Origin of the sequence: Coprococcus sp. LG101-27 (assembly GCF_027695515.1) — a bacterium.
In the GTDB taxonomy this organism is placed as follows: Bacteria; Bacillota; Clostridia; order Lachnospirales; family Lachnospiraceae; genus Allocoprococcus; species Allocoprococcus comes.
In genome coordinates, this window is sequence record NZ_JAQEUJ010000008.1 from 41275 (window position 1) to 63361 (window position 22087).

General features: G+C 43.6%; 20 protein-coding genes and 1 pseudogene. 20 read left to right on the forward strand and 1 reads right to left on the reverse strand.

Annotation, left to right across the window (positions count from 1 at the left end):
• Window positions 1–215: 215 nt before the first annotated feature.
• The 18 genes from PG766_RS07770 (at window position 216) to PG766_RS07855 (ending at window position 19880) form a co-directional block, all read left to right on the forward strand.
• Window positions 216–416, forward strand: coding sequence for a hypothetical protein (locus PG766_RS07770; protein WP_117835589.1), 201 nt, complete (start codon window positions 216–218; stop codon window positions 414–416).
• 218 nt (window positions 417–634) lie between these two features.
• Complete coding sequence (locus tag PG766_RS07775) at window positions 635–1888, forward strand: Y-family DNA polymerase (RefSeq protein WP_118198842.1); 1254 nt, start codon at window positions 635–637, stop codon at window positions 1886–1888.
• Window positions 1889–2004: 116 nt separating this feature from the next.
• Window positions 2005–3216 (forward strand): carboxylate--amine ligase, encoded by a 1212-nt coding sequence (locus PG766_RS07780; RefSeq protein ID WP_055297612.1) that lies wholly within the window; start codon window positions 2005–2007, stop codon window positions 3214–3216.
• A 25-nt stretch (window positions 3217–3241) separates the two neighbouring features.
• Complete coding sequence (locus PG766_RS07785) at window positions 3242–3946, forward strand: aspartate/glutamate racemase family protein (protein WP_008370818.1); 705 nt, start codon at window positions 3242–3244, stop codon at window positions 3944–3946.
• Window positions 3947–3979: 33 nt separating this feature from the next.
• On the forward strand, window positions 3980–5497 hold the full coding sequence (locus tag PG766_RS07790; protein WP_008370817.1) for a Mur ligase family protein: 1518 nt from the start codon (window positions 3980–3982) through the stop codon (window positions 5495–5497).
• Between the two features lie 153 nt (window positions 5498–5650).
• Window positions 5651–7207 (forward strand): UDP-N-acetylmuramoyl-L-alanyl-D-glutamate--2,6-diaminopimelate ligase, encoded by a 1557-nt coding sequence (locus PG766_RS07795; protein WP_055246345.1) that lies wholly within the window; start codon window positions 5651–5653, stop codon window positions 7205–7207.
• Window positions 7186–9414 (forward strand): replication restart helicase PriA, encoded by a 2229-nt coding sequence (gene priA / locus PG766_RS07800; RefSeq protein ID WP_270590714.1) that lies wholly within the window; start codon window positions 7186–7188, stop codon window positions 9412–9414. The genes PG766_RS07795 and priA overlap by 22 nt, the downstream gene beginning before the upstream one ends.
• Window positions 9415–9438: 24 nt before the next feature.
• The gene (gene def, locus PG766_RS07805) at window positions 9439–9909 is read left to right on the forward strand and encodes a peptide deformylase (protein WP_008370813.1); all 471 of its coding nucleotides are present in this window, start codon (window positions 9439–9441) and stop codon (window positions 9907–9909) included.
• A 25-nt stretch (window positions 9910–9934) separates the two neighbouring features.
• A complete protein-coding gene (gene fmt, locus PG766_RS07810) occupies window positions 9935–10873 on the forward strand; it encodes a methionyl-tRNA formyltransferase (RefSeq protein WP_118198803.1) in 939 nt (312 codons plus the stop codon).
• Window positions 10874–11210: 337 nt separating this feature from the next.
• A complete protein-coding gene (locus PG766_RS07815; RefSeq protein ID WP_008372155.1) occupies window positions 11211–11921 on the forward strand; it encodes a zinc metallopeptidase in 711 nt (236 codons plus the stop codon).
• Window positions 11908–13212 (forward strand): 16S rRNA (cytosine(967)-C(5))-methyltransferase RsmB, encoded by a 1305-nt coding sequence (gene rsmB, locus PG766_RS07820; protein ID WP_118198804.1) that lies wholly within the window; start codon window positions 11908–11910, stop codon window positions 13210–13212. Before PG766_RS07815 ends, rsmB begins: the two co-directional genes overlap by 14 nt.
• Window positions 13212–14249 carry a 23S rRNA (adenine(2503)-C(2))-methyltransferase RlmN gene (gene rlmN, locus PG766_RS07825; RefSeq protein WP_055157425.1) on the forward strand — a complete coding sequence of 346 codons (1038 nt, stop codon included), beginning with the start codon at window positions 13212–13214 and terminating at the stop codon, window positions 14247–14249. Before rsmB ends, rlmN begins: the two co-directional genes overlap by 1 nt.
• Before the next feature lie 3 nt (window positions 14250–14252).
• Window positions 14253–14996 (forward strand): Stp1/IreP family PP2C-type Ser/Thr phosphatase, encoded by a 744-nt coding sequence (locus PG766_RS07830; RefSeq protein ID WP_022220921.1) that lies wholly within the window; start codon window positions 14253–14255, stop codon window positions 14994–14996.
• Window positions 14990–17092, forward strand: coding sequence for a Stk1 family PASTA domain-containing Ser/Thr kinase (gene pknB, locus PG766_RS07835; RefSeq protein ID WP_118198805.1), 2103 nt, complete (start codon window positions 14990–14992; stop codon window positions 17090–17092). The genes PG766_RS07830 and pknB overlap by 7 nt, the downstream gene beginning before the upstream one ends.
• A 12-nt stretch (window positions 17093–17104) precedes the next feature.
• On the forward strand, window positions 17105–17992 hold the full coding sequence (gene rsgA, locus PG766_RS07840; RefSeq protein ID WP_008372146.1) for a ribosome small subunit-dependent GTPase A: 888 nt from the start codon (window positions 17105–17107) through the stop codon (window positions 17990–17992).
• A gap of 1 nt (window position 17993) precedes the next feature.
• Entirely contained in the window at window positions 17994–18656 is a 663-nt protein-coding gene (rpe, locus tag PG766_RS07845; protein WP_118198806.1) for a ribulose-phosphate 3-epimerase, read from the forward strand.
• Window positions 18649–19299 carry a thiamine diphosphokinase gene (locus tag PG766_RS07850; protein WP_008372144.1) on the forward strand — a complete coding sequence of 217 codons (651 nt, stop codon included), beginning with the start codon at window positions 18649–18651 and terminating at the stop codon, window positions 19297–19299. Before rpe ends, PG766_RS07850 begins: the two co-directional genes overlap by 8 nt.
• 281 nt (window positions 19300–19580) lie before the next feature.
• Entirely contained in the window at window positions 19581–19880 is a 300-nt protein-coding gene (locus PG766_RS07855; protein ID WP_270590727.1) for a winged helix-turn-helix transcriptional regulator, read from the forward strand.
• Window positions 19881–19935: 55 nt separating this feature from the next.
• Here PG766_RS07855 and PG766_RS07860 read toward each other — a convergent pair whose 3' ends face one another.
• A complete protein-coding gene (locus PG766_RS07860; RefSeq protein WP_118198808.1) occupies window positions 19936–20373 on the reverse strand; it encodes a MerR family transcriptional regulator in 438 nt (145 codons plus the stop codon).
• Window positions 20374–20492: 119 nt separating this feature from the next.
• Between PG766_RS07860 and PG766_RS07865 the strand changes: the two genes are divergently transcribed.
• Both PG766_RS07865 and PG766_RS07870 read left to right on the forward strand, forming a co-directional pair.
• Window positions 20493–21491: an alpha/beta hydrolase gene (locus tag PG766_RS07865; RefSeq protein WP_118198809.1), complete on the forward strand. Its 999-nt coding sequence runs from the start codon at window positions 20493–20495 to the stop codon at window positions 21489–21491.
• Between the two features lie 2 nt (window positions 21492–21493).
• Window positions 21494–22085, forward strand: a pseudogene (locus tag PG766_RS07870) (sugar O-acetyltransferase).
• The last annotated feature ends 2 nt before the right edge of the window (window positions 22086–22087 follow it).

Genomic DNA, 22087 nt, shown 5'->3' on the forward strand with positions numbered 1-22087 from the left:
TTGTAATATAAATCGTCCAAACTCAGTCCAACTATATTCTAGTCTGTATTACAAAGACTGTCAACATTAAAAAACGTTACAAAAATGCAAAACAGTCCTTTCACTTTAATTATGTAAAACATTTATTTTTTCCTTTTTATTTTCATATTTTCGAGTCAAAATACCTATATCGAAAACTACAACATAATTAACATTATGTAGAAAAGAGGGAACATATGGAAAGAGATATATTTGATGATATGATAAAGAGAGTGGACTGTTCATATGTATCCGATCTGAGATACAACAAAAAAATAGTAGAATCCAAGCTGAAAACGATGGATTTAAGTTTATATAATGAGAAGCAGCTGGAAGAATTTGCACAATATGTATTTAACTGTGGATGGAGTGAAATCGGCAGTAAGCTTGATAAATAAAAGATAAAATAATGAAAATGGATGCGGGATATGATAAAATGAATATCATATTCCGTATTTTTTGTGTATACGATGAGCCAAGTGCAGATTTGTGCTTGCACAAGGATCTGCATTTGTCGAATGTACATCACCTGGCTGTTAAGCGAGATGGTGTACAAAGTATACAAATCGAGCAGGAGTCAGCCTGCTCGATTATTCACAGAGAGGAGACAGCAGGAATGTCACACATCATTTTCCATATAGATGTCAATTCAGCCTACCTTAGTTGGACGGCAGTAGAACAACTGAAAAATGGTGCCGATGTGGACATCCGTACGATCCCCGCGATCATCGGCGGTGACAGAGAATCACGCCATGGGATCGTATTGGCGAAATCTCCTTCGGCAAAGAAATTCGGCATCCGGACGGGAGAGCCGGTGGTAAATGCGTTCCGTAAGTGTCCGAATCTTCACATGGATCCGCCAAATCACAGGATGTACAGGGAGTATAGCCGGAGACTGATGGATTTCCTGAAAACCTATACACCGGAAATCGAGCAGGTCAGTGTGGACGAGTGCTATATGGATTTTACCGGAATCGCACAGCGTTTTTCTTCGCCGGTGGAGGCTGCGTATGAAATCAAAGCCCGGGTTTATGAAAAGTTTGGGTTTACCGTGAATGTGGGAATTTCGACAAACAAGCTTCTGGCAAAAATGGCATCAGACTTTGAAAAGCCAAACCGTGTCCACACTCTTTTCCCGGAAGAGGTCAAGGAAAAAATGTGGCCGCTCCCGGTGAGTGAGCTTTTTATGGCAGGGAAGTCCAGTGTGGCGATTCTGGAAAAGCTGGAAATCCGGACAATTGGTGAGCTTGCGAAGACAGATCCGAAGCTTCTGGAATTCCATTTGAAAAGTCATGGGAGAACGCTGTGGGAATTTGCGAATGGAATCGGTGATGCAAAGGTGCAATCCGAGGAGACCGCAGCAAAGGGTGTCGGTAATTCCACCACACTTCCAAAAGATGTGGAAAAGGCAGAGGATGCAAAAAAGGTTCTATTTTCTCTGGCAGAAAGTGTGGGAAAGAGACTAAGGAAAGCAGGGCAGAAAGCCAATATGGTTAGTGTGGAAATCCGCTACAGTGATTTTCAGAATGTATCTCACCAGAAGCAGCTTGGCAGAGCATCCGGTGCAGATCAGGTGATCTACGAGGCGGCCTGCAGTCTGTTCGATGAGCTGTGGAACGGTAAGCCGATCAGATTGCTTGGTGTTCGCACAGCGAAGCTTGTGGATGAAGATGAACCGGAGCAGTTAAGCCTGTTTGACCTGCAATTCGAGGTGAAATCTGAGAAGCCGAAGAAGAGCATGGAAAAGCTGAAAAAGCTCAGTGCGGCAATGGGAGAGATCCGCGGAAAGTATGGGGCGGATGCGGTGATACGGGGCAGTGTTCTGGAGCAGAGAGAAAAAGAGAAGAAATATGAAAAGAAACAGTTCTGAAAATTTCCCGGGAAACTTTCAGAGCTGTTTCCATGCCTTGACACCTAAAGAATCCCTGGAGTATAATGAGATGATATGTAGAAATATAAGGGGATAGAAAGGAGCTTCTTTAAACAATGGAATTTAAAGACAGAGAATTTATTCCGGTACTGCTTGGTGGAGATATCAATACTTACAGTGTTGCCCGCGCATTTTATGAGCAGTATCAGGTGAAGACATATATATTTGGAAAGTTTGCAACAGGACCGAGTTACGGAAGTAAGATCATCGAATATCATCCGAATCCGAAGATTGATACGGACGATTATTTTCTTCAGACAGTCAATGGATTTGCAAAAAAGCATAAAGACAAAAAGATTATGCTCATCGGATGTGGTGACAGTTATGTGGCGCTGATCAGTAAGCATAAGGCAGAGCTTGAGAAAAATATTATCGCACCATATATCGATTTTGATCTGATGAACAGTCTGCAGCAGAAAGAGACTTTCTACAAGTTGTGCGAAAAGCATGGGGTAGATTATCCGGGAACGATTATTTACGATCAGTCCATGGGACTGGATTTTGAGATGAATTTCCCGTACCCGGTAATTTTAAAGCCGTCTGACAGTATTTCTTACTGGGAGCATCCGTTTGCAACCCAGAATAAGATCTACACGATCAAGGACAGAAAAGAACTGGAAAAAGTAATTCGGGATATCTATGGGGCAGGTTATACAGATAAACTGATCATCCAGGATATGATTCCGGGAAATGATGAATATATGCGTGTTCTGACTTCTTATTCTGACCGGAATGGAAAAGTTAAAATGATGTGTCTGGGACATGTACTCCTGGAAGAACACACACCACACGGACTTGGAAATCATGCAGTTATCATCACAGAGCCAAACGAAGAGCTGATGATGAAGGTGAAGAATCTGCTGGAAGATTTGCACTATGTAGGATTCTCCAACTTTGATATCAAGTATGACAGGCGTGATGGCAAATACCGTTTCTTCGAGATCAACACCCGCCAGGGACGAAGTAATTATTATGTGACAGGATCTGGATTCAATGTTGCAAAATATGTAGTAGAAGAATATGTTTACGGAAAAGAACTGCCGCTTGAATTTGCAAAAGAAGAACATCTCTGGATGACAGTACCGAAGGCAGTTGCTTTCAAATATATCAAAGAAGAAGCAAACCGTGAGAAGATGAGACGCCTTCTTAAGGAAAAGAAGATGGTCAATCCGGTATTTAAGAGAGGTGATTTTAAACCAAGACGTTATCTTGCTATGGTGAAGAATCATCTCAGACAGTTTGGTAACTTTAAGAAATATTACAGCTAAGAGAAGCTGAAACAGGGAGAATGATATGCTGAAAAAATTAGGTGTTATCGGCGGAATGGGACCGGAGGCGACAAGTTTTTATTATGCAAGAGTGATCGCGAGGACAAAGGCGGAGAGTGATCAGGAGCATATCAACATGATCATTTTAAGTCATGCGACAATGCCGGACAGGACACAGGCAATCCTTACAGGAAATAAGCTTCCGTTTCTGAAAGCGATCACACAGGACGCAAGAGATCTGGAGATGCTGGGAGTGGAAAATATTGCGATTCCGTGCAATACCTCGCACTATTTCCTGGAAGATATCCAGAAATCTACAAGTGTTCCGATCATCAATATGGTAGAGGAGAGTGTCAGATATGTAGTAGAGGCTCATCCAAAAGTGAAGAAGATCGGGATCATGGGAACAGATGGAACGATGCAGGCAAAGACTTACCACCGAGCCTGCGAAAAATTTGGAATCACACCGGTAGTTCCGGGAGAAGCCTGCCAGAAAGATGTGATGTCGCTGATCTATGATGATATCAAAAAAGGAAAGCCGGGAGACAAGAACAAATTTGACCGTGCTTATAATGATCTGAAGGCAAAAGGTTGTGATGCAGTAATTCTTGCATGCACAGAGATTTCGGTATTCAAAGAATATTATCAGGTACCGGCAGACTGCATGGATGCAATGGATGTTCTGGTAAGAGAATCCATCATCAGATCAGGCGCAGAGTACCGGGAATAATACCGGAAAGAATATAAGGGAGATAAATACCAGATGGAAAAATACACATTACAGGAGTACGCAAATCTGTTACAGAACCTGCGTATGATGAAAGAATTTTATTCAAATGGGGAAGAAGAAAAAAACGTAGGATATCTGACCTATGATTCCAGAGAGGTGACGGAAGGGACATTGTTTATTTGCAAAGGTGCGGCATTTAAGGCTGAGTATCTGGATGCAGCGATCGAAAAAGGTGCGATTGCTTATGTCAGCGAAGTAAAATATGAAACGAAAGAAGATGTTCCATATTTTCTGGTAGACGATATCCGTAAGGCGATGCCTCCACTTGCAGAGAAGTTCAATAATGCACCGTGGAAGAAACTGACGATCACCGGAATCGGCGGAACAAAAGGAAAATCCACTTCTGCTTACTATATGAAAGCAATCGTGGATGATTATATGGAAGCAACCGGTGGAAAGGAAAGTGCAGTCCTTTCTTCAATCGATATTTATGACGGAGTGATCAAGAAAGAATCCCATATTACTACGCCGGAGTCGGTAGAATTGCAGGAGCATCTGCGCCATGCCGTAGAAAGTGGTATTACATTTGCCGAGATGGAAGTATCTTCACAGGCGTTAAAATACAATCGTGTCGATAACATGCAGTTTGATGTGGGAATTTTTCTGAATATTTCAGAGGACCATATCAGTCCGATCGAGCATCCGGATTTTGAAGACTATTTTTCGTCTAAACTGAAAATTTTCGGAAAATCACGTTACGGAGTTGTGAACATGGATGCAGATTTTGCAGACCGTATTCTGAAAGAGTCAAAGGTCTGTGAGAAGGTGCTGACGTTCAGTACAAAGAATCCGGAAGCGGATGTTTATGGTTATGAGATCCAGAAAGACGGACATGAAACGGTATTTATGGTAAAGACAGAGCTGTTTGATGAAGAATTCCGTCTGACGATGCCGGGACTTTTCAATGTGGAAAATGCACTGGCTGTCATTGCGGCATCCATTCTTCTTGAAATCCCGAAGGAGTATATGCACAGCGGTCTTTTGAGGGCAAGATCCAGCGGACGTATGGAGCTTTATGGAAGTGCAGATAAGAATCTGATCGCTGTTGTGGATTATGCACACAACAAGCTTAGTTTTGAAAAGCTGTTCTCTTCAATAAAAGATGAATATCCGGATTATAATATCGTATCGATCTTCGGATGCCCCGGAAAGAAAGCATTTATCCGGAGAAGAGACCTTGGAACGGTAGCGGGTCAGTATGCGAAAAAGGTTTATCTGACAGCGGAAGATCCGGGATATGAGCCGGTAGAGCAGATTTCCAAAGAAATCGCACAGTATGTGGAAGCACAAAACTGTCCGTATGCCATGATCGAGGATCGGGGAGAAGCAATCAAAGCAGCGATGGATGAAGCAGAGGGAAAGACTATTTTCCTGATTACCGGAAAAGGAAATGAGACAAGACAGAAATATGGCTGTGAGTATCTGGACTGCAAATCAGATACACAGTATGTTAAAGAATATCTTGCCGAGTATGATAAAAAGCATCAATAGAAACTGAGAGATGGGTGGGTGTTCCTGCAAACGCACAGGATGCGTGAAAACGAAAGCAGGAAATCCACCCATTTTATATATTTTCATATCCGGTGTGACGTTTGAGGGGAAACAGCATATTCTGAAAACAAAGAGTCCAAAAAGAGGAGCCTTATGAAGCTTTCGGTTCTGTTTAAAAGGATTCAGCATGCGGTGATCCAAATGCCGGAATTAGAAGAAGAGATGGAAATCCGGGGGATTACCTGTAATTCCCAAAAGGCAGAAGAAGACAGTCTGTTTGTCTGCATTCAGGGAAGCCGGGCAGATGGACATGATTATATAGAAGAAGCCTGCAACCTTGGGGCATCCTGCATTCTGATAGAAAAACTGGTATCTGGGGGAAGGATGCTGAAGTTTCCGGAAAATGTTGCCGTCGTTCTGGTAAAAGATACACGGGAAGCTCTTGCCGGGATCAGCAGGATCTGGTTTGGAAGTCCTGCTGATAAGTTGAAAGTGATTGGCGTGACCGGCACAAAGGGGAAAAGTACGGTGGCAGTGATGATCTGGGAGATGTTGGAAAGTATTGGCCAAAAATGCGGACTGATCGGTACGATCGGCCACCATCTTGGAAATGAAGTGGTAACTTCGCAAAATACGACTCCGGATGCCTTTACCATTCAGTCGTATTTTGCTAAAATGGTAGAAGCAGGTTGCCACTATGCGGTGATGGAGGTATCTTCACAGGGAATAAAGCAGCATCGGATCGATGGAATCTGGTTTGAAATTGCGGTATTCACTAATTTCGGGGAGGATCACATCGGACCAGGCGAGCATGCAAGTCTTGGGGAATACCGATATTACAAATCATGTCTTTTTGAACAGTGCAGGATTGGAATAGGGAATCTGGATGATGCACAGTGCAGCTATATGTTCCAGAGAAAATGTTGCACGAAATACGGATTTACCTGTCGGGAAGAAGAAGGGCAGGAAAGAGGATTTAGAAACAGTCATGTACTGACGGCAGAAAAAATCAGTTTTCTGATGGAAGGTGGAGAACTTAAAACGGTATTTTATGCAGATGATAGAAAATATGAGCTTGCCCTTCCTGGAAAATTTAATGTGTACAATGCACTGGCTGCTTTACAGACGGTGAGCTGTCTTGGATTTGAAAGAGAAGAAGCAGGAGACGTGTTAAAGCATCTGGTGGTAAGAGGCAGGATGGAACGGGTAGATGCAGGAGAAAATATCCTGTGTTACATTGATTACGCGCATAATGCCATGAGTCTTGCAAAAGTGCTTAAAATGCTGAGAATTTACGAACCAGAACGTATTTTACTGGTGTTTGGATGTGGAGGCAACCGTGCCGGAAGCAGAAGAAGCGGGATGGGAAGAGTGGCAGGAGAGCTTGCGAATCTGACGATCATCACTTCAGATAATCCGAGATGGGAAGAGCCGGCGAAGATTATGGCAGACGTTGAAGAAGGCATCAAAGAAACTTCCGGAGCCTATCGGATGATCCAGGATCGGGAAGAGGCAGTACTCTTTGCGGTGGAAATGGCAAGACAAGGGGATATCCTACTGATTGCGGGAAAGGGACATGAAAATTACCAGGAGATCCAGGGAGTCAGGTATCCGATGGATGACCGGGAACTGGTGCGAAAAGCCGTCAGGCTTGCTGCACAAAAGAGACAAAAAAAGGAACAGACAGAATGTACGCAGACATTATTATAGATATTACACATGAAAAACTGGATAAAGTATTTCAGTACCGTGTACCGGAAGAACTGGAAGGAGATTTACGAACCGGTGCAGGCGTCATTGTGCCGTTTGGACGGGGGAACCGGGAAACGAAGGGGTATATTGTCGGTTTTTCGGAAACATGTGATTATGATGCGGAAAAAATAAAGGATATTCTGCGCACAGATACATCAAGTGTAGCGATTGAGGCAAGGCTGGTTGCACTTGCAGCGTGGATGAAAGAATATTATGGAGGTACAATGATCCAGGCATTGAAAACGGTGCTTCCGATCAAGCGTACCGAGCAGCAGAAGGAACAGCGGATTTTAAAAAGATGTATTTCCAGAGAAGCAGGCGAAAAGAAGCTGGAAGAATATCTTCACAAGAACCAGAAAGCGCGGGCAAGACTGATGGAAGCACTTTTGGATGATGAAGAGGTAGAATATTCTCTGATCAGCCAGAAGCTGAATATCACGCTGACGGTGGTGAGAGCTCTTGAAGAGCAGGGGGTTCTGGAAATCAAAAATCATAAGATTTACCGTAATCCTGTGAAAGAAAAAGAGCAGCAGCGGCATTTTATTACCTACACGGAGGAGCAGGAAAGAGCAATCCGGACGTTTGAAAACGATTATGAAAAAGGGATCCGAAAGACCTATCTTTTATACGGTGTGACTGGAAGCGGCAAGACAGAGGTCTATATGGAAATGATCCGGCAGGTGGTAAAGGAAAAGCGGCAGGCAATCGTGCTGATCCCGGAGATCGCATTGACTTACCAGACGGTGATGCGCTTTTACAGGACATTTGGGGAACGCGTTTCCATCATGAATTCCAGACTTTCAGCGGGAGAGCGGTATGACCAGATGATGCGGGCGAAAAAAGGAGAGATTGATGTGATGATCGGTCCAAGATCTGCGCTTTTTACCCCGTTTCCGAGTCTTGGGCTGATCGTGATCGATGAGGAACATGAGGCAGCTTATAAAAGTGAACAGGTTCCCCGGTATCATGCGCGGGAGACGGCAATCGAACGCGCAAGCCTGGAAGGGGCAAGTGTGGTACTGGGATCGGCAACCCCTTCCATGGAAGCATTTTACCGGTGCGAGCTGGGAGAGTATACGTTGCTGGAATTAAAGAGGCGGACTGCAAAAGCAGAACTCCCGGAGGTCTACACGGTGGATATGCGTGAAGAACTGCAAAAAGGGAACCGTTCTATTTTAAGTGACAGGCTCCATGAGCTGATGGAAGACCGTCTGAAAAAGAAGGAACAGATCATTTTGTTTCTGAATCGAAGAGGGTATGCCGGATTCCTTTCTTGCAGGTCCTGCGGATATGTAGTAAAATGTCCTCATTGTGATGTTTCACTGGCAGCGCACAATAATGGGAAAATGGTGTGCCACTACTGTGGATACGAAGAAACGGTTGCAAAAAAATGCCCGTCCTGCGGCTCCCCTCATATCGGAGGTTTCCGCGCAGGAACACAGCAGATTGAAGAACTGGTAAAAAAGGAATTTCCGCAGGCAAGGGTACTTCGGATGGATCTGGATACTACAAGATCCAAAGAAGGACATGAAAAGATTCTATCTGCATTTGCAAATGAAGAGGCAGATATTCTTGTCGGAACACAGATGATCGTAAAAGGACATGATTTTCCAAATGTGACCCTGGTTGGCGTGCTTGCTGCGGATATGTCTTTATACTCGGATGATTTCCGGTCAGCAGAGAGGACATTCGAGCTTCTGACGCAGGCTGCGGGAAGGGCCGGAAGAGGGGCAAAAAAAGGAGAGGTCGTGATTCAGACCTACAGCCCAGAGCATTATAGTATCCAGACGGCAGCACGTCAGGATTATCAGGCATTTTATACAGAAGAGATGAATTACAGGGAACTGATGGGGTATCCGCCGGCAGAGCATCTGATGGCGGTACTGGTAGCCTGTGAGGATGAAGCACTTCTGGAAAAAGGAATGCACTATCTCAAATTATATGCAATGCGGATCACGAAGAACCGCAAGGTACAGGTGATCGGTCCGGCAGCTCCGGCAGTCGGAAAGGTCAAGGATGTGTACCGGAAAGTTTTGTATCTGAAGCAGGAATCCTATGAGATCCTGATTGAAATGAAAGATAAAATGGAACAATATATTGAATTGAACCGGGGATTTGCAAAGATGCGGATTCAGTTTGATTTTGATCCGATGAGTGGATTTTAAAAGAAAAGGCAGGAGGAAGAACAAATGGCAATTAGAAAAATCAGAGAAATAGGCGATGAAGTACTGACAAAGGTGTGTAAGGAAGTAACAAAGATGACACCAAGAACAACAGAACTGATCGATGATATGTTAGAGACCATGTACGAGGCAATGGGGGTAGGTCTTGCTGCACCACAGGTTGGAATTCTCAAAAGAATCGTTGTCATCGATATCGGAGAAGGTCCGGTTGTCATGATCAACCCACGCATCGTAGAGAGCAGCGGAGAACAGACCGGGGAAGAAGGATGCCTTAGTGTACCAGGTAAATCCGGTATTGTTACCCGTCCGAATTATGTAAAAGCAGTAGCACTTGATGAAGATATGAAAGAATACGAGATCGAAGGCGAAGGACTGATGGCAAGAGCAATCTGTCACGAACTGGAGCATCTGGACGGTCATCTTTATGTAGAAAAAGTAGAAGGCGAACTTCACAGCACAGAATACGAAGAAGCCTAGGCTGGAAGCGGGAGGTTAAGATAAGATGAAGATAATATTTATGGGAACTCCTGATTTCTCAGTCGGAACACTGGAAGCACTGGTAGAAGCAGGACATGAAGTAGTGCTCGCTGTCACACAACCGGACAAGCCAAAGGGCAGAGGCAAAGAAATGCAGTTCACTCCGGTAAAAGAATGTGCACTTGCACATAATATCCCGGTCTATCAGCCAAAGAAGATCCGGGAACCTGAATGTATCGAAGAACTGAAAAAATATCAGGCAGATGTCTGCGTAGTCGTGGCGTTTGGACAGATCCTTCCAAAAGAGATTCTGGAAATGACACCGTACGGATGTATCAATGTCCATGCATCCCTTCTGCCGAAATACCGCGGTGCTGCACCAATCCAATGGGCGGTCATCAATGGAGAAAAAGTATCCGGTGTCACAACGATGCAGATGGATGAAGGACTTGACACGGGTGATATGCTGGAAAAAGTAGAAATCACATTAGAAAAAAAAGAAACAGGAGGAAGCCTTTTCGATAAACTTTCCGCAAAAGGAGCCGCACTCTGCGTCCATACCCTTGCAGAACTGGAAAAAGGAACCATTACTCCACAAAAACAGGGCGAAAGCACCACTGAATACGCAAAAATGCTCAACAAAAAATCCGGTGAGATCGACTGGACGAAAACAGCAGTAGAAATCGAACGCCTGATCCGCGGCTTAAATCCATGGCCAAGTGCCTACACCCAGTGGGAAGGCAAAACGATGAAAATCTGGGAAGCAGAAGTAGAGGATGTTGTAGAAACCATAGATACTCATGAGCCCGGAACGATCACAGAAGTCACAAAACACGGCTTCAAAGTTCAGACCGGCAAAGGCAGACTAGCCATCAAGTCCCTCCAGATCCCAGGCAAAAAACGCATGGAAGCCGATGCCTTCCTACGCGGATACCACATAGAAACAGGAGAAAAATTAGGTTAGAATTTAATTTTAAAATTTGAGTTTTGCTAATATAACAAATATTTTATGACCTAACATATCTGGCGCAAAAAAACGCAAAGCGTTTTTCGCGCCCTTTGGCGCATTTGTCCCATCGTGCACCGCACGATAGGACAAACAGCCGACACCCATTGAAAAATGTAGCCTGGAAGCGAAAGATATTCGCTAAGCAGGTCATCGAAAACGTCGGCACTTAATAAGGCTGAGCGTTAGCGAAAGCCGAATTTAGTACCGCTACGTTTCCGGACTAAGCGCGAGCGGGCCTGCGTGCGAATATCTTTCGCTTCCGGGCGGACCCTTATTCAACAAGGAGGCAAACATGTATTACCCATATTATTTTGATCCAACTTATTTCCTTGTCATCATCGGCGTCATCATTTGCGCCCTTGCATCCGCCAAAGTGAATTCCACCTACGCTAGGTACGATCAGGTTCGCAACCACGCCGGGATCACCGGTGCGATGGCAGCGGAGCAGATCCTCAGGATGGAAGGGATTTATGATGTACAGGTGATGAGAGTAAGTGGAAAACTGACCGATCATTACGATCCGGCAAACCATGTACTGCGGCTTTCAGATTCCACCTACGGTTCGACATCGGTTGCGGCACTTGGAGTTGCAGCACATGAATGTGGACACGCGATCCAGCATGCAAGGCATTATGTACCGCTGACAATACGCGGAGCACTTGTTCCGGTGGCGAATTTTGGATCCGGGATTTCATGGCCGCTGATCATAATGGGATTATTTATCAGAGGAGAAATGTCTACATTGTTTATCAATCTTGGGATCCTGATGTTTTCATTGGCAGTGCTGTTCCAGATCATCACGCTTCCGGTAGAGTTTAATGCATCGGGAAGAGCACTTAAAATCCTGAAAAATTCAGGCATGCTATATGAATCAGAAGTACGTGAGGCAAGAAGTGTTCTTACAGCGGCAGCGCTTACCTATGTGGCGAGTGCAGCATCTGCACTTCTGCAGCTTTTAAGAATACTGATCCTGACAGGAGGAAGAAGAAATGACGACGAATAACCAGGGAGTAGGTACAAGAGAACTTGCACTGATAATCCTGCTGGAAATCGAGCGTGGAGAGAAAAGTCATATCGTGCTCAGACAGGTGCTGGAAAAATATCAGTATCTGTCCAAGCAGGACCGTGCATTTCTGACCAGGCTTGCAGAAGGGACAACAGAGCGGAGGATAGAACTGGACTATATTATCAACCAGTTTTCAAAAGTAAAGACAGAAAAAATGAAACCGGTGATCCGCAATATCCTGCGCTGTGCGGTCTATCAGATCAAATACATGGATCAGGTTCCGGATTCGGCAGCATGCAATGAAGCAGTCAACCTTGCTACCCGGAAAGGCTTTAAGAACCTGCGGGGATTTGTAAATGGGGTACTTAGAAATATCGCGCGAAACATTGATAAGATTGCGTATCCGGAGAATACAGAAGAATTTCTCTCAATAAAGTATTCCATGCCACAATGGATCATCCGTATGTGGGTGAGAGATTATGGAGAAGAGAAGACGAAATACATCCTGGAAGGTTTTTATAAAGAACGTGCAACAACAATCCGGATCAATGGAAATGCAACCACCAAAGAAGAGCTGATCAGAGAGCTGACAGGAGAAGGCATTCAGGTAAAAGAACATCCGCTTCTTGCGTCTGCGCTTCTGATCTCAGGCTATGATTATCTGGCAGCAATCCCGGCGTTCCGGGAAGGAAAATTCCAGGTACAGGATGCAGCTTCGATCATGGTAGCAGAACAGGCAGGAATCAAAGAAGGAGATTACATACTGGATGTGTGCGCGGCACCGGGAGGAAAAGCGCTCCATGCGGCACAGATCCTGAATGGGACAGGTATGGTAGAGGCAAGGGATCTGACAGAGATGAAGGTAGAGCTGATTCGGGAAAATATTTCACGGATGGGATTTGAAAATATCCGTGCAGTGCAGCAGGATGCAACCTGCTTCGATGCGGACTCTGAGGAAAAAGCAGATGTTCTGATCGCGGATCTTCCGTGTTCCGGTCTTGGTGTCCTTGCGAAGAAGACTGATCTGAAGTATAAGATGAACCCGGAGACGGAGACTGAAGTTGCAGCACTTCAGAGAGAGATCCTGGATGCGGTTTGCCGATATGTGAAGCCGGAGGGAACACTGATGTACAGCACCTGTACGATCAGCAGGACAGAGAACGAGGAAAACGCCGGATGGTTTGCCGAAAAACATCCGGAATTTGACCTGGAATGGGAGAAACAGATTTTTCCGTCTGATATAACCGATGGTTTCTATATTGCTAAATTTATCCGGAGGGGCAGATAATGGAAAAAAAAGATATCGCTTCGTATTCATTTGAAGAGTTGCAGGAAGAAATGCTGGCGATTGGAGAAAAAGGATTCCGCAGTCGACAGATTTATTCCTGGATCCATGAAAAGCTGGTGGATGATTTTGAAGAAATGACCAATCTTCCAAAAACTTTACGCCAGAAACTGGAAGCAGCATACGAAATACGAAGAGTCGAAATGGAAAAAAGACAGATTTCAAAGATTGACGGGACCAATAAATTCCTGTTTTGTCTGAAAGACGGGAATATGGTAGAAAGTGTTCTGATGAAATATAAACATGGCAATTCGGTATGCATATCCTCGCAGGTTGGCTGCCGGATGGGATGCCGTTTCTGTGCATCAACACTGGACGGGCTGGAACGAAACCTGACACCGTCAGAGATGTTAAGACAGGTTTACCAGATCCAGAAGATCACTGGCGAGAGAGTTTCTAATATTGTGATCATGGGAACCGGAGAACCGCTGGATAATTATGACAATTTTCTGAAATTCATTCACATGGTCAGTGATGAGCACGGGCTCAATATCAGCCAGAGAAATATCACGGCGTCTACCTGTGGAATTGTACCGAACATCCGGAGACTTGCAGAAGAAAAGCTGCAGATCACGCTGGCACTTTCCCTGCACGGTTCCAACCAGGAAAAGAGAAGATCGCTGATGCCGGTGGCAAATAAATACGAGCTTCATGAGGTTCTGGAAGCGTGTGATTATTACTTTGAAAAAACCGGACGGAGGATCACTTTTGAGTACAGCCTGGTTCACGGCGTAAACGATACACCGGAAGATGCAAAAGAGCTGATGGGAATCTTAAAAGACAGAAACTGCCATTTAAACCTGATTCCGGTGAACCCGATCAAGGAGAGAAACTACGAAAAACCGGACAAAAAAAGTGCCGAGAATTTCAAAAATAAACTTGAAAAAAACGGGATAAATGTTACTATAAGAAGAGAAATGGGCTCAGATATAGACGGAGCCTGTGGACAGTTACGGCGCAAGACGATGCAAGGAGTATAAAATATGAAAATATTTTCTATGACAGATGTTGGAAGAAAACGTGAAATGAACCAGGATTACGTGTTTGCCACAGATGAGTCATTAGGTACGCTGCCGAATCTTCTGGTAGTAGCCGATGGAATGGGTGGACACAAGGCAGGCGATTTTGCGTCAAAATATACGGTGGAAGTTCTGAAAGAAGAACTGAAGCATACATTAAAGGATGGGCCGGAAGAGATTTTAAAAGATGCGGCTCAGACAGCGAACCACAAGCTGATCGAGAAAGCAGATGAAGACATTAATCTGGAGGGGATGGGAACCACTCTGGTTGCGGCAACTGTGATCGATCATACGCTTTATTTTATAAATGTAGGTGACAGCCGTCTGTATCTTCTGAATAAGGATATCAGGCAGCTTTCCAGAGACCATTCCCTGGTAGAAGAGATGGTTCGTCTGGGAGGAATCAATGAGGAAGAGGCAAGACATCATCCGGATAAGAATATCATTACCAGAGCAATTGGAGTAAAAGAGGATGTAGAGGTGGATTTTTATGAATTCAGCCTCAAAAAGGGAGATATCATCCTGATGTGTTCCGATGGACTCAGTAATATGATAGAGGATGAAGAAATTTTTGCGATAGTTAAAGGGGCAAGAGATATCGTAGAAGCCGGTCAGAATCTGATTGACCGGGCGAATGAGAACGGAGGCAATGACAATATCAGTGTTGTTCTTGCAGAACCGTTTTCTGATGAGGTGAGTATATGGTAAAAGACGGGATTTATTTAAGTGGTCGTTATCAGGTTCTGAGCAAGATCGGAGCCGGTGGAATGGCGGATGTATATAAGGCGAAGGACTGTATGCTGAACAGATATGTCGCAGTGAAAGTCCTGAAAAAAGAATACAGGGAAGATGAAAACTTTGTAAAGAAATTCCGGTCAGAAGCACAGGCAGCAGCAGGGCTTCTGAACCCGAATATTGTCAATGTATATGATGTAGGGGAGGATCGAGGACTCTATTATATGGTCATGGAGCTGGTAGAAGGAATCACTCTGAAAGAATATGTGCAGAAAAAAGGAAAGCTTTCTTCCAAGGAAGCGATCAGTATTGCAATTCAGATGTGTACTGGTATTGAGGCAGCTCACAATCATCACATCATACACAGAGATATCAAACCGCAGAATATTATCATTTCCAAAGAAGGAAAGGTAAAGGTTACAGATTTTGGTATTGCAAAGGCGACAACATCGCAGACAGTCAGCACCAGTGCAATGGGATCGGTACACTATGTATCTCCGGAGCAGGCACGGGGCGGCTATTGTGATGAGAAGAGTGATATCTATTCTGCAGGTATCACCATGTATGAGATGGTGACCGGAAGGGTTCCTTTCGATGGCGATTCTACTGTTTCGGTTGCAATGAAGCATTTACAGGAGAATATTACCCCGCCTTCTGAGTATGCACCGGATTTATATCCGGCGCTGGAGAAGATTATTCTCAAGTGTACACAGAAGAGCGCGGAAAGACGTTACCAGAGTGCCGGAGAACTGATCCAGGATCTGAAGAGGGCGTTGGTCGATCCGAGTGGCGAATTTGTAGATATGGTTCCGATCCGGAGTATGGGAGATACGGTGATGATCTCGCCGGAGCGGATGGCACGTATGAAAAAGCGTCAGGGCGATGGTTATGATGACGAAGAGTATGATGATGGCTATGACGATGAAGAATATGACGAAAATGATGACTATGATGAGGATGACGAAGAGGATAATTATAACGGGGGCAGACACGGTAACAGTAAAAATGGCGTAGATCCGAAGATGAACAAGATGATGAAGATCCTCATGGTTGCAGTTGCAGTGATCGTTGCATTTGCGCTGATTTTCCTGATCGGCAAAGCAGCAGGTGTGTTCGGTAAGCGTTCAGACAGTCAGATTTCAGTTTCCAATGAGATTGAAGTGCCAAATCTGGTCGGACAGCCGCAGAATGTTGCAGAGACGATGTGCGAAAAGAAGCAGCTGAAGCTGGAAGTAGAATCCGAGAAAGCATCAGATAAGGCAGCAGGTACGATTATTGAGCAGAAGACAAAAGCAGGAAAGAAAGTCAAGAAAAATACGGTGATCAAGGTTGTAATAAGTTCAGGACCGGAAAAGATCATGATCCAGAGTGTAGAGGGAATGGATGAAGATGCAGCCAAGAAAGCACTGATCAAACAGGGCTTTACGAGCAAGAACATTACTGTTACCAGTGAATACAGCAGTGATGTTGAAAGTGGAAAAGCTACAAGGACTGATCCGGCAGAGGGAACAGAGGTATCTGCTGACTCTAAAATCACACTGTATATCAGTAAAGGTGAAAAACAGCCGGACAAAGTGTCAGTTCCGTCAATTGTGGGAATGTATGTAAATAATGCGGTATCTACACTGAGTGCAAGCGGATTGTCCGATGGCGGAACGAGTAGTGAAGAATATTCAGATGATTATGCAGAAGGTATGATTATCCGTCAGAGCACAGATGCCGGAACGAAGGTGGCTGAAGGAACAAGTGTGAGTTATGTTGTCAGCAAAGGACCAAAGCCTGCAGATCAGGTGAAGGTACCAACTCTGACAGGAAAGACACTTGGAGATGCGATTTCAGCACTGAATGCCAGAAATCTGACTTATACAGAAGTTGATATTGACAGTGCAGAACCATCTGGAAAAGTTGTAAAAGTTGATCCGGGAGAAGGTACATCGGTAGATGTAGGAACTGCGATCACACTGTATGTAAGCAATGGCTCACAGGCAAGCAGTGGATCCGACAGTAACAATTCGGGTAGCAATAATTCCGGTAACAACTCAAATAACGGCAACAATACAGGAAATTAAAAGGACTGTTTTATGCAGGGAAGAATTATAAAAGGGATTGCAGGATTCTACTACGTTTATGACGTAGTAGAATCTGTCATTTATGAATGTAAAGCAAAAGGAATTTTCCGTAAGGAGAAGATTAAACCACTGGTCGGAGATCTGGTAGAATATGAGATCTTAGATGCAGAAGAGAAGACCGGTAATATCATCCGGATCCTTCCAAGGAAGAATGAACTGATCAGACCGGCAGTGGCAAATATTGATCAGGCACTGGTTGTATTTGCAGTGAAGAAGCCGGATCCGCATTTTAATCTGCTGGACAGGTTTCTGGTTATGATGGAGCGGCAGGAGATTCCGGTTATTATCTGTTTCAACAAGAAGGATATTGCAGATGAGCCGGAAATCGAGTCTCTGGAGAAGACGTATGAGGCTTGTGGGTACCGTGTGATCTTTGCAAGTGCCAGAGAAGGAGAAAATATTCTGGAGATTAAAGAGGCACTAAAAGGAAAGACAACAACTGTTGCCGGACCTTCAGGAGTTGGAAAATCCTCTCTGATCAACTGTCTTCAGGAAAATGTCAATATGGAGACCGGAAGTATCAGCAGAAAGATCGAGCGGGGAAAACATACTACCCGCCATTCAGAACTGATCCCGATCGACGAGGATTCCTATATCATGGATACACCGGGATTTTCGTCACTGTATACCAATGATTTTGGCAAGGAAGAATTGAAATATTATTTTCCGGAGTTTGATCAGTATCAGGGAGGCTGCAGGTTTCAGGGGTGTAATCACATCAGTGAACCGGGGTGTCTGGTAAAAGAGGCTCTGGAAGAGGGAAAAGTGCATCCGGTGCGGTATGAAGATTATTGCGAGATGTATCGGGAACTGGAACAGAAGGAAAAAAGGAGGTACTAAAATGGAATATAAATTATCACCATCTATTTTATCGGCAGATTTTTGTAATCTGGAAGAAGGTATCCGCCAGACAGAGGAAAATGGAGCGGTATATTTACATTTTGATGTGATGGATGGCGTGTTCGTACCGAGTATTTCTTTTGGAATGCCTGTGCTTGCATCAATCAAACCGGCGGTAAAGCAGGTGATAGATACGCATCTGATGATCACGGAACCAATCCGTTATGTGGAAGCATTTGCAGAGGCAGGAGCGGATATTCTTACTGTACATTATGAAGCATGCAAGGATATACGTGCGACTCTGGACAAGATCAAAGCGTGTGGCATGAAGACAGGACTGGCAATTTCACCGGATACACCGGTGGAGGTCCTGAAGGAATTCCTTGGTGAAGTGGATATGTTCCTTGTGATGACAGTCCACCCGGGATTTGGCGGACAAAAGCTGATTTCTGAGATGCTGGATAAGGTCAGAACACTTAGGGCAATGCTGAATGAACGTGGACTTGAGACTGATGTCCAGGTTGACGGAGGAATTTATGCATTCAATGTGAAAGAAGCACTGGATGCGGGAGCAAATGTGATTGTTGCGGGATCAGCTGTATTCAAAGGGAATGCAGGAGAAAACACAAGAGAATTGATGGAGATTTTAAAGAATTATGAGTAAGACAGTCATTATCAGTGGGGGAATGCTTGACGAGGGATTTGCAGAGAAGGTTCTTGAAGCAAATCCGGAGGCTTATATTATCGCAGTAGATAAGGGGCTTGAGTATCTGTATAACCATAAGATTGAGCCTCAGTATATTGTTGGGGATTTTGACAGTATTGATCCAAAGGTGATTGATTACTATCGCAAGGAGACGAATATTCCGATCCGGGAATATAATCCGGTTAAGGATGCGACGGATACAGAGATTGCTCTTCGGCTGGGAATTACATTGGGAAGCAAAGAGATGATCCTTCTTGGGGCAACCGGTGGAAGAATCGATCATTTGTGGGCGAATGTCCAGACACTTAGTGTGGCATGTGATGCCGGAGTAAATGCCTGCATTCTGGATGAGAAAAATAAAATCTGGGTAACGAATAAATCCTGTGTGCTGAAAAAGTCAGAAGCATACGGACCATATCTTTCTGTATTTTCTTTGGAAGGTGAGATTTATGATTTCAGTTTGGAGGGTACGAAATGGCCGCTCAATCATCATGATCTGATGCCGTGCGACAGTCTGACGGTGAGCAACCAGTTTGTGGATGATGAAGTGAAGATCAGTTTTGTAAATGGTCGGATTGTTATTATGGAAACGAAAGACTGATAAGAGATGTATAAGAAGAGAAAAGCCAGATATCATTCGAAAATGGTATCTGGTTTTTTTGCGTAAAAGATACTAGGTGTCTGAGATGAGTACTTTTTTGATTATAAAGCCGGATTTTGAAAAAATCACGAATCTGAAAAAGGGTTGGACACAATCCGGCAACATGCTGCAGGGAGTGCATCCGAAAGTGGCATAAAATGCAGTCGGGCAAGGAAATAAGTCAGGTGCTTATGGAGCGACACTTTAATAAGAAGGCAATTCGCAGCTTTCATAAACAGGGTATGTCAACAGCAGTATCTCTTATCGGCGGAAAATGGAAACTGCTGATTTTGCGTAACTTGAAAGAGCGTCCATGGAGATTCAATGAGCTACAACGAAGTATAGATGGTATTTCACAAAAGGTTTTGACAGATAGTTTAAGAAAAATGATGAGTGATGGGCTGGCATATCGCCACGATTACCATGAGCAGCCACCGAGAATTGAATACGGCTTAACGGAACTTGGAACAAAAATGCTTCCAATTGTTAATTCACTTGCTGACTTTGGTAACTACTATAAATCAATTATTGAACAGAATTAAGGACGTTAGTATTTGAAAAGCTTGAACAATTCCAGTTTGATGGAGAAAGCAAAAATCAGTCATGCCCTTTATCATATAGTTTCTGTATATTTTTTGGAAGTTTGTCAGGCAACATGGCATTTATAGCATCTTCGTTACCATCTTTCATTGCTGTTTCGTAATACCAGCACTTGAATTTTAAGAGGGAGAGAGTTTTTTGAAGTTCCTGAATTTCAGTTTCAACAGCTGATTTTCTGGTTTCAAATAATTCTTTCCTTTTTTCATAGCTGGAGCTGCCTTCAGATACCCAGATAAAAAATTGCTTTATATCTTTTATCTCAAGACCGGATTTCTTCAGACATTCAATGATACGAAGTGCTTCTAATTCATTATCGCTGAAATAACGGATATTTCCCTTGCGTTCCAGATTAGGGAAAAAGCCTTCCTTGTCATAATACCTTAATGTAGAAATAGGAAGATTAAACATTGCAGAGACCTGACCGATTGTATACATAAAAAACCTTCTTTCAAATTTATGCTTGACCTAAAGTTAACTTTAGGTTGTAAGATATTTATATCATATACTATTGTTAGTGTAATTACAAGAAATTTTGCATATGGAGGATGTTAAATATGTTAAAAACAGAAAAATTAAAGCTGGTATCTGAATGGGATAAAACTTTTCCACAGAGTGAAAAAGTAGACCATAAGAAAGTGACATTTGTAAATCGTTATGGAATCACACTTGCCGCAGATTTGTATAAACCGAAAAATGCATCTGGGAAATATCCTGCGATTGCCGTAAGCGGACCATTTGGGGCAGTCAAAGAACAGTGTTCCGGATTATATGCACAGACAATGGCTGAAAGAGGATATTTAACAATTGCATTTGACCCTTCTTTTACGGGGGAAAGTGGAGGCTATCCAAGATTTATGGCTTCTCCAGATATTAATACAGAAGATTTTATGGCTGCTGTTGATTTCCTTTCTGTTCGGGAAGATGTGGATCCGGATAAAATAGGAATCATTGGAATCTGCGGCTGGGGTGGAATGGCTCTTAACGCAGCTGCGTTGGATACAAGAATAAAAGCAACCGTTGCTTCTACCATGTATGATATGACAAGAGTAAATGCGAATGGATACTTTGATTCTGAGGACAGTGAAGAAGCACGTTATGCAAAGAAACAGTCACTGAATACCCTCAGGACAGAAGAATACCGTAAAGGCGAATATTCAAGAGGCGGTGGTTGTGTTCCCCTTCCGGTTCCGGAAGATGCACCTTTCTTCGTAAAAGATTACAGTGAGTATTATAAAGGCAGATGTTATCATAAAAGGAGCCTGAATTCAAATGATGGCTGGAACAGTATTGGATGTATGTCATTTATGAATCAGCCAATATTAAAGTACAGTAATGAAATCAGAAGTGCAGTCCTTATCGTTCATGGAGAAAAAGCACACAGCTATTATTTTGGAAAAGATGCTTATGAAAATATGATTAAGGACAGCAAGTACACATACAATAAAGAACTGCTGACAATTCCGGGAGCTGTTCATACAGATCTATACGATAATCCGAATGTGATCCCATTTGACAAAATTCAGAAATTTTTTAAAGAAAACGGAGTTGGTTAATTATGACGTGTGAAGAATATTTGAGTAATATGAAGCCCGGATATATCGTAGATGGTGGAAGTGAAGAACATCTGGTTATGCATGAGCTGTCTCAAAGGGCATTAAAGATAACGATGGAGCTGAATAACAAATATCATACAAAAGAAGAAATTATACAGCTTATGTCGGAACTTACCGGACAAAAAATAGATGAAAGTTTTGGAATGTTTCCTCCGTTTTATACAGACTGCGGACGAAATATCCATATAGGTAAAAATGTTTTTATTAATGCAGGATGTAAGTTTCAGGATCAGGGTGGTATTTATATAGAGGATGGAGTCCTGATTGGACATAATGCAGTATTGGCAACGATCAATCATATGGAAGATCCCGAGAAAAGAGCAGGTATGATATTTCAGCCGATTCACATCGAAAAAAAAAGTGTGGCTTGGAGCAAATGTAACGGTTCTTCCGGGGGTTACGATTGGTGAAGGTTCGGTCATTGCAGCCGGAGCAGTTGTAACAAAAGATGTTCCGGCCAATATGATTGCGGCAGGAGTGCCTGCGAAAGTTATACGGAAGGTTAAAAAAGACACTGAAAAAGGAGAAATTTAATC

Bases quoted from the DNA above. Each gene is read 5' to 3' on its own strand.
- PG766_RS07865 (WP_118198809.1), top strand. From the start codon at position 20,493: ATGTTAAAAACAGAAAAATTAAAGCTGGTATCTGAATGGGATAAAACT.
- PG766_RS07815 (WP_008372155.1), top strand. From the start codon at position 11,211: ATGTATTACCCATATTATTTTGATCCAACTTATTTCCTTGTCATCATC.
- PG766_RS07775 (WP_118198842.1), top strand. From the start codon at position 635: ATGTCACACATCATTTTCCATATAGATGTCAATTCAGCCTACCTTAGT.
- rsmB (WP_118198804.1), top strand. From the start codon at position 11,908: ATGACGACGAATAACCAGGGAGTAGGTACAAGAGAACTTGCACTGATA.
- def (WP_008370813.1), top strand. From the start codon at position 9,439: ATGGCAATTAGAAAAATCAGAGAAATAGGCGATGAAGTACTGACAAAG.
- pknB (WP_118198805.1), top strand. From the start codon at position 14,990: ATGGTAAAAGACGGGATTTATTTAAGTGGTCGTTATCAGGTTCTGAGC.
- PG766_RS07830 (WP_022220921.1), top strand. From the start codon at position 14,253: ATGAAAATATTTTCTATGACAGATGTTGGAAGAAAACGTGAAATGAAC.
- PG766_RS07855 (WP_270590727.1), top strand. From the start codon at position 19,581: ATGTCAACAGCAGTATCTCTTATCGGCGGAAAATGGAAACTGCTGATT.
- priA (WP_270590714.1), top strand. From the start codon at position 7,186: ATGTACGCAGACATTATTATAGATATTACACATGAAAAACTGGATAAA.
- PG766_RS07850 (WP_008372144.1), top strand. From the start codon at position 18,649: ATGAGTAAGACAGTCATTATCAGTGGGGGAATGCTTGACGAGGGATTT.
- PG766_RS07780 (WP_055297612.1), top strand. From the start codon at position 2,005: ATGGAATTTAAAGACAGAGAATTTATTCCGGTACTGCTTGGTGGAGAT.
- rpe (WP_118198806.1), top strand. From the start codon at position 17,994: ATGGAATATAAATTATCACCATCTATTTTATCGGCAGATTTTTGTAAT.
- PG766_RS07795 (WP_055246345.1), top strand. From the start codon at position 5,651: ATGAAGCTTTCGGTTCTGTTTAAAAGGATTCAGCATGCGGTGATCCAA.
- rsgA (WP_008372146.1), top strand. From the start codon at position 17,105: ATGCAGGGAAGAATTATAAAAGGGATTGCAGGATTCTACTACGTTTAT.
- fmt (WP_118198803.1), top strand. From the start codon at position 9,935: ATGAAGATAATATTTATGGGAACTCCTGATTTCTCAGTCGGAACACTG.
- PG766_RS07860 (WP_118198808.1), bottom strand. From the start codon at position 20,373: ATGTATACAATCGGTCAGGTCTCTGCAATGTTTAATCTTCCTATTTCT.
- PG766_RS07785 (WP_008370818.1), top strand. From the start codon at position 3,242: ATGCTGAAAAAATTAGGTGTTATCGGCGGAATGGGACCGGAGGCGACA.
- PG766_RS07770 (WP_117835589.1), top strand. From the start codon at position 216: ATGGAAAGAGATATATTTGATGATATGATAAAGAGAGTGGACTGTTCA.
- PG766_RS07790 (WP_008370817.1), top strand. From the start codon at position 3,980: ATGGAAAAATACACATTACAGGAGTACGCAAATCTGTTACAGAACCTG.
- rlmN (WP_055157425.1), top strand. From the start codon at position 13,212: ATGGAAAAAAAAGATATCGCTTCGTATTCATTTGAAGAGTTGCAGGAA.